The organism is Thermobifida halotolerans, from assembly GCF_003574835.2.
GTDB classification, from domain to species: domain Bacteria; phylum Actinomycetota; class Actinomycetes; order Streptosporangiales; family Streptosporangiaceae; genus Thermobifida; species Thermobifida halotolerans.
The window spans coordinates 658338-674540 of record NZ_CP063196.1 but is presented as its reverse complement, the minus strand read 5'-3'; the positions used below and the strand labels follow the sequence as shown (position 1 = coordinate 674540).

The following is a 16203-nucleotide window of genomic DNA, read 5'->3' as shown; positions in this document are numbered from 1 at the left end:
CACGTGTCGAAGGAGTCGACCCGACCGTTCCCCGCGCTGCCCGCCCAGATCGACCTGCCCTCGATGGAGCGCGAGGTGCTGCGACGCTGGACGGAGCAGAAGGTCTTCGAACGGTCACTGGAGCAGACACAGGGCGGCCCGAACTGGGTGTTCTTCGAGGGTCCCCCCACCGCGAACGGCACCCCCGGCGTGCACCACGTCGAGGCGCGCGTGTTCAAGGACGTCTTCCCGCGCTTCAAGACGATGAAGGGCTTCCACGTCGACCGCAAGGCCGGGTGGGACTGCCACGGCCTGCCGGTGGAGGTCGCCGTGGAGAAGGAACTGGGGATCTCCGGCAAGAAGGACATCGAGGCGTTCGGCGTCGCCGAGTTCAACGCCCGCTGCCGCGAGGCGGTGCTGCGCAACGTGGACGCGTTCACCGAGATGACGCGCCGCATGGGCTACTGGGTCAACATGGACGAGGCCTACCGCACCATGGACCGCGAGTACGTGGAGTCGGTGTGGTGGGCGCTCAAGCAGATCTGGGACAGGGGCCTGCTGGTGCAGGACTACCGGATCAGCCCGTACTGCCCGCGCTGCGGCACCACGCTGTCCGACCACGAACTCGCGCAGGGCTACGAGACCGTCACCGACCCGTCGGTGTACGTGCGCTTCCCGCTGACCTCCGGCCCGCTGGCCGGTGACGCGGCGCTGCTGGTGTGGACCACCACCCCCTGGACCCTGGTGTCCAACACCGCCGTGGCGGTGCACCCGGAGGTGGACTACGTGGTGGCCACCGACGGCTCCGAGCGGCTGGTCGTGGCCGAGCCGCTGGTCGGCGCGGCGCTCGGGGAGGGCTGGGAGCTCACCGGGCAGCGGTTCAGGGGCGCCGACATGGAGCGCTGGACCTACCGGCGCCCCTTCGAACTGGTGGAGTTCGACACGGCCGCGCACTTCGTGGTGCTCGCCGACTACGTCACGGTCGAGGACGGCACCGGCCTGGTCCACCAGGCCCCCGCCTTCGGCGCCGACGACATGCAGGTGTGCCGCGCCTACGGGCTGCCGGTGATCAACCCGGTGCGTCCCGACGGGACCTTCGAGGAGCACCTCGACCTGGTGGGCGGAGTGTTCTTCAAGACCGCCGACAAGACGCTGGTCGCCGACCTGAAGGAGCGCGGCCTGCTGTTCGCGCACCTGTCGTACGAGCACAGCTACCCGCACTGCTGGCGCTGCCACACCGCGCTGCTGTACTACGCGGTGCCCTCCTGGTACATCCGCACCACCGAGATCAAGGACCGGCTGCTCGCGGAGAACGCCGCCACCAACTGGGTTCCGGCCAACGTCAGGGACGGCCGCTACGGCGAGTGGCTGCGCAACAACGTCGACTGGGCGCTGTCGCGCAGCCGCTACTGGGGCACGCCGCTGCCGATCTGGGAGTTCCCCGACGGCCGGCGGATCTGCGTGGGCTCCCTGGAGGAACTGGGCGAGCTGAGCGGGCAGGACCTGTCCGGCCTCGACCCGCACCGGCCCTACGTCGACGACATCGTCATCCCCGACCCCGACGCCGACCCGTCGCTGCCGCTGGAGCAGCGGGTGGCCCGCCGTGTGCCCGAGGTCATCGACGTGTGGTTCGACTCCGGAGCGATGCCGTTCGCGCAGTGGGGCGCCCCGCACCGCAACCTGGAGAAGTTCGAGGCGAACTTTCCCGCCCAGTACATCTGCGAGGCCATCGACCAGACCCGCGGCTGGTTCTACTCGCTGATGGCGGTCAGCACGCTGGTGTTCGGCCGCTCCTCCTACGAGAACGTGGTCTGTCTGGGCCACATCCTCGCCGAGGACGGCCGCAAGATGAGCAAGCACCTGGGCAACATCCTGGAGCCGATGCCGGTGATGGACCGGCACGGCGCCGACGCGCTGCGCTGGTTCATGGCGGCCAGCGGGTCGCCGTGGATGCCGCGCCGGGTGGGGCATGCCGTGCTGGAGGAGATCGTCCGCAAGGTCCTGCTGACCTACTACAACACGGCGTCCTTCTTCACCCTGTACGCGGGCGCGGGCGAGGGGTGGAGCCACGAGCGGCTCGCCGACGCGCCCGCCCCGGCGGAGCGGCCGCTGCTGGACCGCTGGCTGCTGTCGGAACTGCACTCGCTGATCAGGACGGTCGACGACGCGCTGGAGCGGTTCGACCCGGCGGCCGCGGGGCGCGCGCTGACCACGTTCGTCGACGACCTGTCCAACTGGTACGTGCGCCGGTCGCGCCGCCGCTTCTGGGCGGGCGCGAACACGCCCGAGGGCGCGTCGGCGTTCGCGACGCTGTTCGAGTGCCTGGAGACCGTCACCCTGCTGATGGCTCCGATCGTCCCGTTCCTGACCGACCACGTGTGGCAGGCGCTGCGCCGTCCGGACGCGCCGGAGTCGGTGCACCTGGCGTCCTGGCCGGTGGCCGACGGAACGCTGATCGACCCCGAACTGTCGGCGCGGATGGCGCTGGTGCGCCGCCTGGTGGAGCTGGGACGGGCCGCCCGGGTGGACTCCGGTCGGCGGGTCCGCCAGCCGCTGGCGCGGGCGCTCGTGGGCGCCCGGGGCTTCGAGGCCCTGCCCGAGCAGTTGCGGGCGCAGATCGCCGAGGAGCTGAACGTGGTGCAGCTCGACCCGCTGTCGGTGGTCGGCGGTGACCTGGTGGACTACTCGGTCAAGCCGAACTTCCGGGCGCTGGGCAGGCGGTTCGGCAAGGGCACCCCGCAGGTCGCCAAGGCGATCCAGGCCGCCGACGCCAAGGCGCTGGTGGAGGGGCTGCGCGGCGAGGGGTCGGCCACCGTGGACGTCGATGGTGAGCCGGTGGCGCTGTCCGCCGAGGAGGTGCTGGTCACCGAGCAGCCGCGCGAGGGCTGGGCGGTGGCCTCGGAGTCCGGTGAGACGGTGGCGCTGGACCTGGAGTTGACGCCGGAGCTGCGCCGCGCCGGGCTGGCCCGCGAGGTGGTCCGTCTGGTGCAGGACGCCCGCAAGTCCAGCGGTCTGGACATCTCCGACCGCATCGACCTGTGGTGGTCGGCCACCGACGAGACGACCGCGCAGGCGATGACCGAGCACGCGGAGACGATCAGCGGCGAGGTGCTGGCGGTCTCCTTCACCGAGGGCCCCGGTGAGCCGGACGCTCACGAGGTGGTCTCGGAGGAGTTCGGCATCACCCTGCGGCTGCGCAGGGCCTGACCCGCCGGAGGTTTCGGGGCCGTGGACCGACCGGTTCGCGGCCCCGTTTCCGTTCTGCCGGGCCGGTCGGCGGGGCGGCGCGCGGGAGGAGGTCAGTCCTCGGGGTCCTTGGAGGCGGCCGTGCCGCCGTGGGGCGCGTCCGCGGAACCGGTCCCGGTGTCCGGGGAGGGGGTGCTGTCCACTCCGGCGGGACTGTCGTCGTCGGAGGTGTCGGAGGATTCGGCGGCCAGTTCGTCGCCGGTGGGGGTCCAGCGGGCGGCGAGCGCGGCGATGGCCGCGGCGGAGACGCTCCTGCTCTCGCTCTCCTCACGGGAGGGCAGTGAGAAGGGCGGGGCCCATTCGGCGGGCTCGCGGAAGGCGACCTCGGCCGTGTCGTCGGCGTCGGCGGTGCCGACCGGTCCGTCCTCGTCCGCGTCCGCTGCGGCGGAGTCGTCGGAGCCGGTGGTGTCGGAGTCCGTGTCGGGGCCGGTCGCCGTCGCGTCGTCGGCCGGGACGGGGGCCTCGTCGTCGGCCCGCTCCGGCTCCTCGGCCTCCCGGCCGGTCACCGGTCCGAATCCGGCGTCCTCGTCGCCGGCCACCCGGTCGGCTTCGGCTTCGGCGTCGGCTTCGGCGTCGACGGCGTCCTCCTCGTCGGCGTCACCGACCGGAGAGGACCCGGGCCCGTCGTCGCGGGCGTCGCCTCCGGTCCGGGCAGCCGCCTCCCCGTCGGCCACCGGTCCGGGGCCGACGTCGTCCTCGTCGTCCCACTCCGTCCGGGTGGTCGTGTCCTCGGGACGCTCGACCGTGGTCGCCCCGCTCGGCTCCGGCACGGCCGGTTCGGTGTCGGAACCGTCCGCACCGGACGGCGCGGGGGCGACGTCGGGAGGCGGGGAAAAAGCCGCCCGCACCGGTCCGGAAACCGGCGCGGGTGCGTGGGCATCGGCTGCCGCGGTCGTGTCCTCGAAGCCATGGACAGCCGCGGACGGGCCGCCGACGCCGGCGGCCGGGGCCACCGGACCGGTGGCCACCGCCATGGCAGGAGGGTGGACGGACGCCTTCCCCAAACCGTCCGTCCGAGCCTGTCCCGCCATGGTCCCGTGGACGTCGGCACTCCGGTGACCGGGCAGCGACTCCGTGCGGCCCTTCCCGAACAGGGTCCTCCTGTTGCGGACGAACTCCACCGCGAGCAGTACGGCGGACAGGCCGCCGAGTCCGAGCGCGACGTTGACCAGAGTCAGTTCTGCGAGCGCCAGTGCCATGCCGATCACGACAAACGCCGCCACGACCAGCACCAGGCAGACGATGATCACCGGGTGAATGCCTTCTCAGGGTTCATGGATCGAGTGGGACTTGGTACCGCCGACCGCCGGTTCAGTGGCGGTCGTGCGGGTCACCCGGGTGGTAGCCGTGCGGCGCCGGTTCGGGTGAGGCGAACGGGTTCGTGGAGCCCGAGCCGGGTCCGGCGTGCTGCAGCGACGGACTGCCGCCGGTGGGAGGCGACATGGTCTGGAAACCGCCCGTGGTGTTCGGGTTGTTGCTGTAGTCGGGCGCTCCCTCGTTGAGCTCCCTCAACTGCCGCTCGAAGTAGTCCTTGAGGCGGCTGCGGTACTCGCGCTCGAAGTCCTTGAGCGCCGCGACCTTGTGCTCCAGCTCGTCGCGCTGCTGCACGAGCGACCCCATGACCTGGCGGTGGCGCTCCTGGGCGTCGCGGTCCAGGTTCTCCGACCGGGCGCGCGCCTCGTTGACGATCTGCTCGGCCTGGCGGCGGGCCTTGCCGAGAATGTCCTCGGCCTCGTGGCGGGCCCGTCCCAGCGTCTCGTCGGCCTCACGGCGGGCGTCGGAGATCGCCTGGTCGGCGGTCTGCTGGGCGAGGGCGAGAACGCGGGCGGCGGTGTCCATGTTGTCGTCGCCGCCGGGCAGCCCCATGGGCGGGGCCGCGGCCTGGGCCGGCTCGGGCTGCTGCTGCCGCATCGGTTCGGGCTGCTGCCGCATCGGCATCTCGGGCTTGGGGGCTTCCTGAGGGGCAGGGGGTTCCTGGGGCTGGAAGTCGTTCATTCCCGCAGGGGGCACCTTGCCGCGCAGGCACTCCGCCAGCTTGCCGCGCAGTTCCTCGTTCTCCTGGATCAGACGATCGAGTTCGGCTTCGACCTCGTCGAGGAAGGCGTCGACCTCTTCTTCGTCGTATCCCGGCCGCAGCCGGGTCGTACTGAACTGTTTATTGCGTACATCCGCAGGTGTCAGCGGCATGTTCGTCTCCTTGGCGCGCTTGGACTCCGTCCGTAGGGACGCTACCTGATCGTGACCTTATGGCACTCCAGATCATGACCAAGACTCATGTATCGGAACCGGAGCCTACCTTTCTGCTGTCTCGGGTCTCGCTACACGGTCAGGACAGACGTCACGACCTGGAGGAGGATCGTCACCACAAGGAACAGGATCATGAAGCTCAAGTCGAGCGCGACACTCCCCAACCGGATGGGTTTGATGAAGCGACGCAGGAACTTGAGCGGCGGGTCCGTGATCGTATACGTCGTCTCGGCCAGAACCAGGACCAATCCGGCAGGCCGCCATGACCTGGCATACATCTGAACCAAGTCGAACACCAGCCGCCCGATCAGCAGAAACAGGAAGAGGTATAGGACGAAGATCAGAACGTTGCCGAGCACGACTTGGACGATGTTCACTCCCGTACTCCGGCTGCCTTACTGGATGCGTGTGCTGCTCTAACTCTGATTGAAGAATCCTCGCTCAGCGATACGTGCTTTGTCTTCAGCGGTCACCTCAACATTAGCCGGAGACAACAGGAACACCTTGTTGGTCACGCGTTCGATGCTGCCGTGCAGGCCGAAGATCAACCCCGCCGCGAAGTCGACCAGACGCTTGGCGTCACTGTCGACCATCTCGGTGAGGTTCATGATCACCGGAATGCCTTCACGGAAATGCTCTCCGATAGTACGCGCTTCGTTGTAGGTCCGGGGATGGAGTGTCGTGATCCGGGCGAGATCAGCGGTGGCGGGCACGGCGGGGACGGTGGGGCGCCGTTCGTTGCGCGACGCGGGGTGATCGACCGAATCCGTCACGGAGTCGCCTCGGGCGTCGTCACGGGGAGCGCGGTCTCGAACGGGCCGCTCGTCGAGGGCCTCGTCGAAATCCTCGAAGTCATCGTACTCGTCCGCATAACGGTGATCGTAACGGTCGTCCTCCACGAGGCCGAGGTAGACCGCCATCTTGCGCATCGCGCCGGCCATCTCTTGTCCTCCGTCGTCCCTGTGGTGATTCACCGCAGATGACTTGTCGATGGATTCGGTCCCCGTCCACCCCCTGAGCGGAGGGAACAACGTGTGCCCCAGGGTCCATCTGGGGACATTACCCCACGATCAACCCCCGATCGCCAAGCAACGCCGTACCTATTCTCAGGTGTGTCGCGCCCCGCTCGACCGCGGCTTCCAGGTCACCGCTCATCCCCGCGGAAATCACCGTGGCATGAGGGTAGCGACCCCTGATGTCGTCGGCGACCGCATTAAGACGGTCGAACGCTTTCAGCGGATCGCCGTCGCGCGGCGCGACGGCCATCACCCCGCCCAGGGACAGTCCCTCCTCGGCCTCGATCGCCTCGGCCAGCGCGGGCACGTCCGCGCAGTCGGCGCCGCCGCGGGGGCCGATCACCCCCCGCGCCGACTCGGGGTCCAGGTTGACCTGGACCAGACAGGTCAGCGCGCGCCCCTCGGCGCGGACCCGCCGTCCCAGCTCCGTGACCAGCCGCGGCCGGTCCACCGAGTGGACCACGTGGGCGTAGCGCACCACCGAGCGCACCTTGTTCGTCTGCAACTGTCCGACGAAGTGCCAGGTGAGATCGAGATCACGGCATTCGGCGGCCTTCGGGGCGGCTTCCTGGTCGCGGTTCTCGCCCACGTCGCGCACTCCCAGACCGGCCAGGACGCGCACGTCGGAGGCCGGGTACTGCTTCGTGACCGCGATGACGCGGACCTCCTCGGCCGCGCGCCCGGCCGCCGCGCAGGCGGCGGCCACCCGCTCCCGCACCCGGTCCAGATTCGCGGCGATCTCCGCGCGGCGCGCGTCCTCGCTCATGTCAGGCCTTCCAGATGTATCCGGCGAACCGACCCGTGGTCGCATCCCTGCGGTAGGAGAACAGGTCGGTGCTCTCTCGGGTACACCGAGCATCATGGGTGACGTTGGTCACTCCGAGTCGCTTCAACTGTGCCGTGACCCCCGCCCGGATGTCCACTCCCGGAGTGCCCGCGTCAGTGGTGCACCGGGCCTCGGGCACACTGCGGGCCACCTCCTCCTGCAACTCCTCGGGAACCTCGTAGCACCGCCCGCAGACCACCGGCCCGAGCAGCGCGGCGCACCGCTCGGGACGCGCGCCGTGCCGCTCCATCTCCGCCACCAGCGACGCGACCACACCCGCGGCCATTCCCGGCCGCCCCGAGTGCGCCGCGCCGACGACCCCCGCCTCGGCGTCGGCGACCAGCACCGGCAGGCAGTCGGCCACCAGGACCGCGAGCGCCAGCCCCGGCACCGTGGTGACGACGGCGTCGACGTCCCCGGCGGGACCGGAACCGGTCACGGTCACCGCGTCGGCGCCGTGCACCTGGTTCATCCACACCACGTCACGCGGATCGAGTCCGAAGCCCCGCGCGGCCCGCCTCCGGTTCTCGGCGACCGCCTCGGGGTCGTCCCCGACGTGACCGCCCAGGTTCAGGGTGGCGTAGGGTTCCCGGCTGACTCCGCCGTCGCGTCCGGTGAATCCGGCTCGCACACCCGGGGCCAGCTCGATCACGGTGCTCATACCGGCGAGCACCTCCTATCCGATTCGTGGGGGAGCGAACGGCGGTGGGAACCGGTCCGCCGCGCGGACCGGTCGGCGTGCGCTACTTGAGGAAGTCCGGGACGTCGAGGTCGTCGCCCTCGTCGAAGACCACGCGCCGCCGCGGCGTCGGGATCTCGCTGGTACGGGAGAAGGGGCTGTCGGAGGTCCGCGGACGGCCGTAGCCGCTGTCGCCCACCGCGTGGATGCCCCCCGGCCGGTACGGCCGGTCGTCGTCGCGGGACTCCTTGGGCTCCTCGGGTGCGGCGTCCGCTGCGGGCTCGCTCGCCCGCGGCGGCTCCGCCTTGGGCGGCTCGGGCGCGGGCCCGGGGTCCCGGACCGGCTCGGGCGCCGGGCGGGAGACGGACTCGGGCAGGGACGGCCGGGAGGCGCGCGGAGGGTCGGCCGGGCGCGACGGCGCCGCGGGCGGCGCGGCCGGGGCGGAGGGGGCGGGCGGCTCGGGGCGCCGCTCCGTCGGAGGCCGCGGCGTACTCGCCGCACGGGACGGGGGCGCCGCCTCCACCTGGGGTTCGTCGAATCCGGCCGCGATGACCGTGACCCGCACCTCGTCGCCGAGCGCGTCGTCGATGACCGCGCCGAAGATGATGTTGGCCTCGGGCGCCGCGGAGTTCGCCACGAGTTGGGCGGCCTCGTTGATCTCGAACAGGCCCAGGTCGGAACCGCCCTGGATGGACAGCAGCACACCGTGGGCGCCGTCGATACTGGCCTCCAGCAGCGGCGAGGAGATCGCCATCTCGGCCGCCGCCACGGCGCGGTCGTCGCCGCGCGCCGAACCGATGCCCATGAGCGCCGACCCCGCCCCCGACATGACCGACTTGACGTCGGCGAAGTCCAGGTTGATCAGGCCCGGCGTGGTGATCAGGTCGGTGATGCCCTGCACACCCGACAGCAGCACCTGGTCGGCGGCCTTGAACGCGTCCAGGACGCTGACCTGCCGGTCGGAGATGGACAGGAGTCGGTCGTTGGGGATGACGATGAGCGTGTCGACCTCCTCACGCAGCATCGCGATCCCCGACTCGGCCTGGGTGGCGCGCCGCTTGCCCTCGAAACCGAAGGGGCGGGTGACCACACCGATGGTGAGCGCCCCCAGGGACCGGGCGATGTTGGCGACCACCGGGGCTCCCCCGGTTCCCGTGCCACCGCCCTCCCCCGCGGTCACGAAGACCATGTCGGCGCCCTTGAGGACCTCTTCGATCTCCTCGCGGTGGTCCTCGGCCGCCTTGCGTCCCACATCGGGGTTGGCGCCCGCGCCCAGACCACGGGTGAGTTCGCGGCCGACGTCGAGCTTGACGTCGGCGTCGCTCATGAGCAGCGCCTGAGCGTCGGTGTTGATGGCGATGAATTCGACGCCCTTGAGACCCTCTTCGATCATGCGATTGACGGCGTTGACACCGCCGCCGCCGATCCCGACGACTTTGATGACCGCGAGGTAGTTCTGCGGTGCTGCCACGACGAGGGGCCTTTCCGCTCGCTTCTTGCCAACTCCGCCGATCCCCCGGGAAGAGCGACCGTGGGGGGCGTCCCTCCCGGGTCCGGATCGACGCGAAAGCTGTCCGGTTCTGCCTGCTTGCCAGTCCCGAGCACTTCCTCGGGGAACGCTCGGAACATGGGGTCACGGACCGTGCGGGCACGTCCGCGGCCCCGTCCGCATCACGGAGGATGCGGAAGTACTTCGTACTTATGTCAACTAAAGACTGTGCTTCCTGACAGTAAGCCGCCACCCTGGTAACGGGCAACTAACCACCGGCTTCAGCCTATCGGCGTGTCGCGCGGGCAGGTGCTGGGCGCGCCGCCGTACGGCGCTTCGCCTCCGGCACCGTGACGGTCGTCTCACCGGACGACCGCGACCCCCGCGGCGCTCACGTCGTAGTGGCGTCCCGGATCGGGCGGGTGCTGCTCCAAGAGCACCTCCAGCGCCCGGGCCTTGTCGGCTCCCCGCTCGCTGTCACCCCACATCACGGTGGCCCCGCCGACGAGTTCCAACGTGATCCGGGCCCGGTCGGTCGCCACGACGGTGTCGACCGCGTCGACCAGGGACTCGGGCAGCGCCCCGACCACCCGGGCGCTCTCGGCCACCGCGGGGTTTCCCCGCACCTCGCCGGTGACCCGGACCAGGGGATAGCCCTCGGGCCGGGTGTCGGCCTCCTCGACCCGCACCCCCTCGCGGTCCACCAGGTGGTAGCCGCCTTCGACCGAGAGAGCCAGCACCGGGGTGCGTTCGGTCACCTCGACGCGCAGTGTGGCGGGCCACCCGCGCCGGACCGCGACCGACTCGACCAGCCGCAGCTCCGCCACGCGCTCCACGACGGCTCCGGTGTCCACCCTGGCCAGCGGGGTTCCGGTGGCCACGTCCGCCGCGGCCACCACCTCCTCCTCGGTGAGCCGGTCCAGGCCGGTGACCTCGACCTGGCGGACGACGAGCAGCCGCGACTCCAGCAGCACCCAGACGACGACCGTGACCAGGGCCACCAGGAGCAGGGTGACGAAGGCGACCTTCCACGGGTCCGACTGGCGGGGATCGGCGGAGGGCTCCGCCTCCCGCTGCTCCTCGGCCGTCACCCTCCTCCTCCGGATCTCGATGGTCGGCGGCCGCGCGCCACGGGAACTCCCGCGGCCCGCGGTCTCATCCCAGCGCGGCGACGATCGTCGGGCCGAGTTCGGTGACGTCCCCGGCGCCCATCGTCAGCACGATGTCGCCCGGCCGCGCCACGGACACCACGTGGTCGACGGCGGCGGCGCGGTCGGGGTGGTGGCGGACCCGGTCGTGGCCGACCTGGTCGGTGATCAGTGCGGAGGTGACCCCCGGTTCGGGGTCCTCGCGGGCGGCGTAGACGTCCAGGACGACCACCTCGTCGGCCTTGGTGAGCGCCTCGGCGAACTCGGCGGCGAAGATGCGCGTGCGGCTGTACAGGTGGGGTTGGAACACCACCACGATCCGCCCGGCCGCGCCGCCCTCGGCCCGCGAGTCCAGCGCGGCGCGCGCGGCGTCGAGGTCCGCGGCGATCTCGGTGGGGTGGTGCGCGTAGCTGTCGTAGACGCGCACCCCGTTCGCCTCGCCCTTGAGCTCGAACCGGCGGGCGGTTCCCGCGAACTCGGCGAGCCCCTCGGCGGCGACCTCGGGGTCGTGGCCGAGTTCGTCGGCCACCGCGACGGCCGCCGCGGCGTTGAGCACGTTGTGCCGGCCGGGCGCGGCGACGGTGCAGCGCACCGGATCCCCCGAGGGCGGGTGCAGCGTGAAGTCCGTGGCGAACCCGGACGCCTCGATGTCCTCGACCCGGTAGTCGGCCCCCGCCGCCGTACCGTAGGTGAGGACCCGGCGGCCGCGCTCGCGGGCGACGTCGGCGACGCGGCGCGCCCCCGGGTCGTCCACCCCGACCACCAGGGTCTCGGCCACCCGGTCGACGAACGCGGCGAAGTTGGCGTGGATCTCCTCCAGCCCGCCGTAGTTGTCCAGGTGGTCGGCCTCGACGTTGGTGACGACGGCGATTCTGGGCGACAGCATCAGGAAGGAGCCGTCGCTCTCGTCGGCCTCCACCACGATGACGTCGTCCGCGCCCGCGTCGGCGCCCAGGCCGGTGGTCACCAACTGTCCGCCGATGACGTAGCCGGGCGCGGCGCCCAGGTGCTGCAGCACCACGGTGATCATCGACGTGGTGGTGGTCTTGCCGTGCGTGCCCGCGACCGCCACACCGCGCCGGTCCAGCAGCAGCGCGCCGAGTGCGGCGGCGCGCGGCAGCACGCGCAGGCCCCGGGCCCGCGCCTCGACCAGTTCGGGGTTGGTGTCGCGGATGGCGGAGGAGACCACGAGGGTGTCGGCGGTGCCGACGTTCTCGGCCGCGTGGCCGACGCGCACGGTCGCCCCCAGCTCCGCCAGTTCGCGCAGGAGGGCGCTGTCGCGGGCGTCGCTGCCGGAGACCTCGACCCCGCGCTGCAGCAGCACCCGCGCGATCCCGGACATGCCCGCTCCGCCGATCCCGACGAGGTGGACCCGTCCCAGCTTGTCGACCTCGACCGGCTCGGTCGGTTCGACCAGACTCATCGGGCGTCCTTCCCGACCTCGCCGTAGTCGGCCTCGTCCTCGGAGTCGTCGATGGGCATGTCCACTCCGGACCGGTCGCCGGTGGCGACGGCGATGACCTCCCGGGCCAGCGCCATGTCGGCGTCCCGCCGCCCCAGCCGCGACGCGGCCTCCGACATCGCCACGATCCGGTCGGTGTCGGTGAGCAGCGGGATGAGCTGTTCGCGGACCCACTGCCGGCCCAGTTCGGAGTTGGCCACCATGAGGCCGCCCCCGGCCTCCACGATCGGCTCGGCGTTGAGCCGCTGCTCCCCGTTGCCGATGGCCAGCGGGACGAACGCGCCGGGCAGCCCGACCGCGGTCAGCTCCGCGCAGGTCAGCGCACCGGAGCGGCACATGGCCACGTCCGCGGCGGCGTAGGCCATCTCCATCTCGTCCACGTAGGGCACCACCACGTAGGGCACTCCGCCGCGGGTGCGGTCCTCGGGACCGTCGGCGTTCTTGGGGCCGACCACGTGCAGCACCTGGACGCCGGCCTGGTGGAAGTCCTCGGCGCAGTCGAAGGCGGTCTGGTTGATGGCCTGCGCCCCCTGGGAGCCGCCGAAGATCAGCAGGGTCGGCAGGTCGGGGCGCAGTCCGAACCTGGTGCGGGCCCTGTCTCCCACGGCCAGCCGGTCCAGGGTGGAGATCCGGGTGCGCAGGGGGATGCCGATGTAGCGGCCGTTGCGGAGCTCGGTGTGCGGGTGCCCGGTGAACACGTGCGGGGTCAGCCGTGCGCCGAGCCGGTTGGCCAGCCCCGGGAGCGGATTGGCCTCGTGCACCACGATCGGGACGCGGCGGCTGCGCGCGGCCAGGTATCCGGGGGTGGCCACGTAACCGCCGAAGCCGACGAGGACGTCGGCCTGGATCCGCTCCAGGTGCTTGGTGGTGGTGCTGATGGCGTTGGCCAGTCTGCCGGGAACCGACAGCAGTTGGGGGGTGAGCTTGCGCGGCAGCGGCACCGCGGGGATCACTCCCAGTTCGTATCCCCGCATGGGGACGAGCCGCTGCTCCAGTCCCCGCTCGGTTCCCAGGCACAGCACCTGGGTGTCGGGGTTGATGCGCCGCAGCGCATCGGCCAGGGCCAGTGCGGGTTCTACGTGTCCGGCCGTGCCGCCGCCGGCGAGGACTACCCTCATCGTCGCCGATTCCTCCTCGCTTGAACCTGCGTCGGGCGTGTCTTGGAAGCCCGGTTGGCGCCTGCGGACCCGAGGCCCGCGCCGTTACCCAGGCCAAGCCAGCTTAGAGCCCTTTGCGCATATGTAGGACCCCGAGCCGCCAGCGCCGCACGCGCGTCGGGCTCGTTCCTGGCGAGCGCGAGCAGGATTCCCATGCCCAGCATCGTGGGAATGAGCGCCGAACCCCCCGCCGAGACGAAGGGCAGCGGGATTCCCGTAATGGGCAGCACACCGATGACGGTGCCGATGTTGACCATCGCCTGGACGCAGATCCACGTGGTGACCGCCACCGCCGCCAGGCGCACGAACGGGTCGGCGGCCCGGGCCGCCACGCGCAGCCCCGAGTAGCCGAGGACTCCGAAGAGTCCGACGACCAGGAGCGTGCCGAGCAGTCCGAACTCCTCGCCGATGATGGCGAAGATGAAGTCGCTCTCCGGGTGCGGCAGGTGTCCCCACTTCTCCCGGCTGGCGCCGATGCCGACCCCGAACAGCCCGCCGGTGCCCAGCGCGTAGAGGCCGTGCAGCAACTGGTAGCCGCTGTTGAGCGGGTCGGACTCGGGGTTGAGGAAGGCGGTCAGGCGCTTCAGCCGGTAGGGCTCCACGGCGATCATGATGGCGACGAGCAGCCCGACCAGTCCGACCACGCCGAGGAACAGGCGGCCGGGCGCCCCGATGATCCACAGCAGCGCCACGAAGATCGCCATCAGGACGAACGAGGTGCCCAGGTCGCTGCCCATCAGCACGAGCAGCACGAGGATCCCGCACCCCGGCAGCAGCGGCATCATCAGGTGCCGCCACTCGGTGAGCTCCCGCAACTCCTCCCTGCGGGCGAGCACGTTCGCCCCCCACAGGGCGAAGGCGAGCTTGGCGGGTTCGGAGGCCTGCACGGTGACGCCTCCGATCTCCAGCCACCGGGTGGCGCCGTAGTACTCGACGCCCTGGAAGACGGTCAGGACCAGCAGGAGGACGGAGACCAGCAGCAGGGGGCCGCCCAGCAGCCGCAGCGTCCGCACCGGCAGGTGGGAGGCGAGCAGCATCAGCGGAATCCCGATGAGCGCGGCGACCGCCTGCTTGAGGAAGAGGGAGAACGCCGACCCGGTCTCGGTGTAGGAGTCGACCATCGACGACGACAGCACCATGACCAGGCCGAGCACGATGAGCAGGACACTGCTGCCGAACAGCAGGTAGTAGGAGGTGAGGGGGCGGTCCAGCAGTCTGGCGAACTCGCGGACGCGGCCGGTCCCGGCACCGCCCCACGACCGGCGCTTCGGGCGCCGCCGCGCGCGGACGGCCCCGCCCCGGGCGGCCGGGGAAACCGATGTCGTGGCCGCCATGTACTTCCTCCCGCCCACGCCTCCTGGGTCACCTCCGGTGCGGGCACACCGGTGCTGCACCAGTCTGGCGGCTGGGACCGTCACCGCCGCGCACATAACCGGCGTGTTGGAGGGTTTTTTTCCGGCACGGCACCGCCGGGGACGCGTGGATCGGCGGAAGGTTCACACGTCCCCGGCGGCGATGCGGTTGCGGTTCGGTCGCGGACCGGTCAGTCGAGCAGTGCGCGGACCTCGCGGGCGAACGCGTCGCCGCGCTCGGCGTAGTTGGTGAACATGTCCATGGAGGCCGCGGCGGGGGCCAGCAGCACGGTGTCGCCCCTCCGGGCGAGCCGGGCCGCCGCGGCGACGATCTCGGCCATCGCGCCGCCGTCGGTGCGCGCCACGTCGACGACCGGCACGTGCGGCGCGTGCTTCTCCAGCGCCTCGCGCAGCCGCTGCCGGTCCTCGCCCAGCAGCACGGCCCCGCGCAGCCGGTCGGACGCGGCCGCCACCAGGTCGGAGACGTCCGCGCCCTTGAGCAGCCCCCCGGCCACCCACACCACCGAGGGGTAGGCGGCCAGGGACGCGGCGGCGGCGTGCGCGTTGGTGGCCTTGGAGTCGTTGACGTAGTCGACGCCGTCGACGGTGGCGACGTGGGCGATGCGGTGCGGCTCGGGGCGGAAGTCGCGCAGTCCCGTGCGCACCGCGTCGGGGGCCACCCCGACGGAGCGGGCCAGCGCCGCGGCGGCCAGGGCGTTGGCGACGTTGTGCGGCGCGGCGGGGGTGACGTCGGCCAGCGAGGCCAGTTCCACGGCCCCGGTGCGCGGGTCGGGGACGAACGCCCGGTCCACCAGCAGGTCCTCGACCACGCCGAGCTCGCCTGCGCGCGGCACGCCCAGTCCGAAGCCGACCAGCGGGGCGGCGGGGTCGCCGTGGGTCTCGGCGAGTCCGCGGATGAGCGGGTCGGCGGTGTTGACCACCCGGACGGTGCCCGCCCCGTAGATCTTCGCCTTGGCCGCGGCGTAGGGCTCCATTCCGCCGTGCCAGTCCAGGTGGTCGGGGGCGATGTTGACGATCGCGGCGGCGTGCGGGCGCAGCGTGGCCGACCAGTGCAGTTGGAAGCTGGACAACTCCACCGCGAGCACGTCGTGGCGGTCGGGGCCGTCGGCGAGCGCCGCGTCGATGACGGGGGTGCCCACGTTGCCCACGGCCAGGGCGCGGCGTCCGTCCGCGCGCAGCATCGCCTCCAGCATGCGCACCGTGGTGGTCTTGCCGTTGGTGCCGGTGACGGCCAGCCAGACCTGGTCGGCGGGCCGCAGCCGCCAGGCGAGTTCGACGTCGCCGATCACCTCGATCCCGGCGTCGGCCGCCGCGACCAGCACGGGCGCGTCGGGCCGCCAGCCGGGAGAGGTGACCACGAGTTCGGTGCCCTCGGGGAGGCCGACCTCACCGAGTTCCACGGCGGCGCCGAGTTCCCGCAGCTTTCGGGCGCGCTGCCGGTTCGCCTCGTCGTCGCGGCCCTCCACGACCGTGACGCGGGCGCCCCGCTCCAGCAGCGCCCGGGCGACCGGGGGTCCGGAGACCCCCAGTCCGGTCACGCAGACCCGGCGTCCCCCCAGCTCCATCGCGGTGTCGCTCATC

13 protein-coding genes are annotated in these 16203 nt (G+C 71.7%); 1 reads left to right on the top strand and 12 read right to left on the bottom strand.

Annotation, left to right across the window (positions count from 1 at the left end; translation table 11 throughout):
• Positions 1 to 3: 3 nt before the first annotated feature.
• A complete protein-coding gene (gene ileS / locus NI17_RS03010) occupies positions 4 to 3186 on the top strand; it encodes an isoleucine--tRNA ligase (RefSeq protein WP_119267725.1) in 3183 nt (1060 codons plus the stop codon).
• A gap of 92 nt (positions 3187 to 3278) precedes the next feature.
• Here the strand turns inward: ileS and NI17_RS24340 are convergent, their stop codons facing one another.
• From NI17_RS24340 to murD, 12 genes are all read right to left on the bottom strand, one after another.
• On the bottom strand, positions 3279 to 4475 hold the full coding sequence (locus NI17_RS24340; protein ID WP_119267724.1) for a hypothetical protein: 1197 nt from the start codon (positions 4473 to 4475) through the stop codon (positions 3279 to 3281).
• A 61-nt stretch (positions 4476 to 4536) separates the two neighbouring features.
• Positions 4537 to 5412, bottom strand: a complete 876-nt coding sequence (locus NI17_RS03000) for a DivIVA domain-containing protein (protein ID WP_119267723.1) — start codon at positions 5410 to 5412, stop codon at positions 4537 to 4539.
• A 131-nt stretch (positions 5413 to 5543) separates the two neighbouring features.
• Positions 5544 to 5849, bottom strand: coding sequence for a YggT family protein (locus NI17_RS02995; protein WP_068689603.1), 306 nt, complete (start codon positions 5847 to 5849; stop codon positions 5544 to 5546).
• Positions 5850 to 5888: 39 nt separating this feature from the next.
• Complete coding sequence (locus NI17_RS02990) at positions 5889 to 6413, bottom strand: cell division protein SepF (RefSeq protein WP_068689605.1); 525 nt, start codon at positions 6411 to 6413, stop codon at positions 5889 to 5891.
• A gap of 118 nt (positions 6414 to 6531) precedes the next feature.
• Complete coding sequence (locus NI17_RS02985) at positions 6532 to 7254, bottom strand: YggS family pyridoxal phosphate-dependent enzyme (RefSeq protein ID WP_068689607.1); 723 nt, start codon at positions 7252 to 7254, stop codon at positions 6532 to 6534.
• A 1-nt stretch (position 7255) separates the two neighbouring features.
• A complete protein-coding gene (gene pgeF / locus NI17_RS02980) occupies positions 7256 to 7975 on the bottom strand; it encodes a peptidoglycan editing factor PgeF (RefSeq protein ID WP_068689609.1) in 720 nt (239 codons plus the stop codon).
• Positions 7976 to 8057: 82 nt separating this feature from the next.
• A complete protein-coding gene (gene ftsZ, locus NI17_RS02975; RefSeq protein WP_068689611.1) occupies positions 8058 to 9464 on the bottom strand; it encodes a cell division protein FtsZ in 1407 nt (468 codons plus the stop codon).
• A gap of 380 nt (positions 9465 to 9844) precedes the next feature.
• Entirely contained in the window at positions 9845 to 10573 is a 729-nt protein-coding gene (locus tag NI17_RS02970; RefSeq protein ID WP_068689612.1) for a cell division protein FtsQ/DivIB, read from the bottom strand.
• Between the two features lie 64 nt (positions 10574 to 10637).
• Positions 10638 to 12053: a UDP-N-acetylmuramate--L-alanine ligase gene (gene murC / locus NI17_RS02965; protein ID WP_068689614.1), complete on the bottom strand. Its 1416-nt coding sequence runs from the start codon at positions 12051 to 12053 to the stop codon at positions 10638 to 10640.
• Positions 12050 to 13210, bottom strand: a complete 1161-nt coding sequence (murG, locus tag NI17_RS02960; RefSeq protein ID WP_068689616.1) for an undecaprenyldiphospho-muramoylpentapeptide beta-N-acetylglucosaminyltransferase — start codon at positions 13208 to 13210, stop codon at positions 12050 to 12052. Before murG ends, murC begins: the two co-directional genes overlap by 4 nt.
• Positions 13207 to 14583, bottom strand: a complete 1377-nt coding sequence (gene ftsW / locus NI17_RS02955) for a putative lipid II flippase FtsW (RefSeq protein WP_119267744.1) — start codon at positions 14581 to 14583, stop codon at positions 13207 to 13209. The genes murG and ftsW overlap by 4 nt, the downstream gene beginning before the upstream one ends.
• A 209-nt stretch (positions 14584 to 14792) precedes the next feature.
• Positions 14793 to 16202 (bottom strand): UDP-N-acetylmuramoyl-L-alanine--D-glutamate ligase, encoded by a 1410-nt coding sequence (murD, locus tag NI17_RS02950; RefSeq protein ID WP_068689620.1) that lies wholly within the window; start codon positions 16200 to 16202, stop codon positions 14793 to 14795.
• Position 16203: the final 1 nt, after the last annotated feature.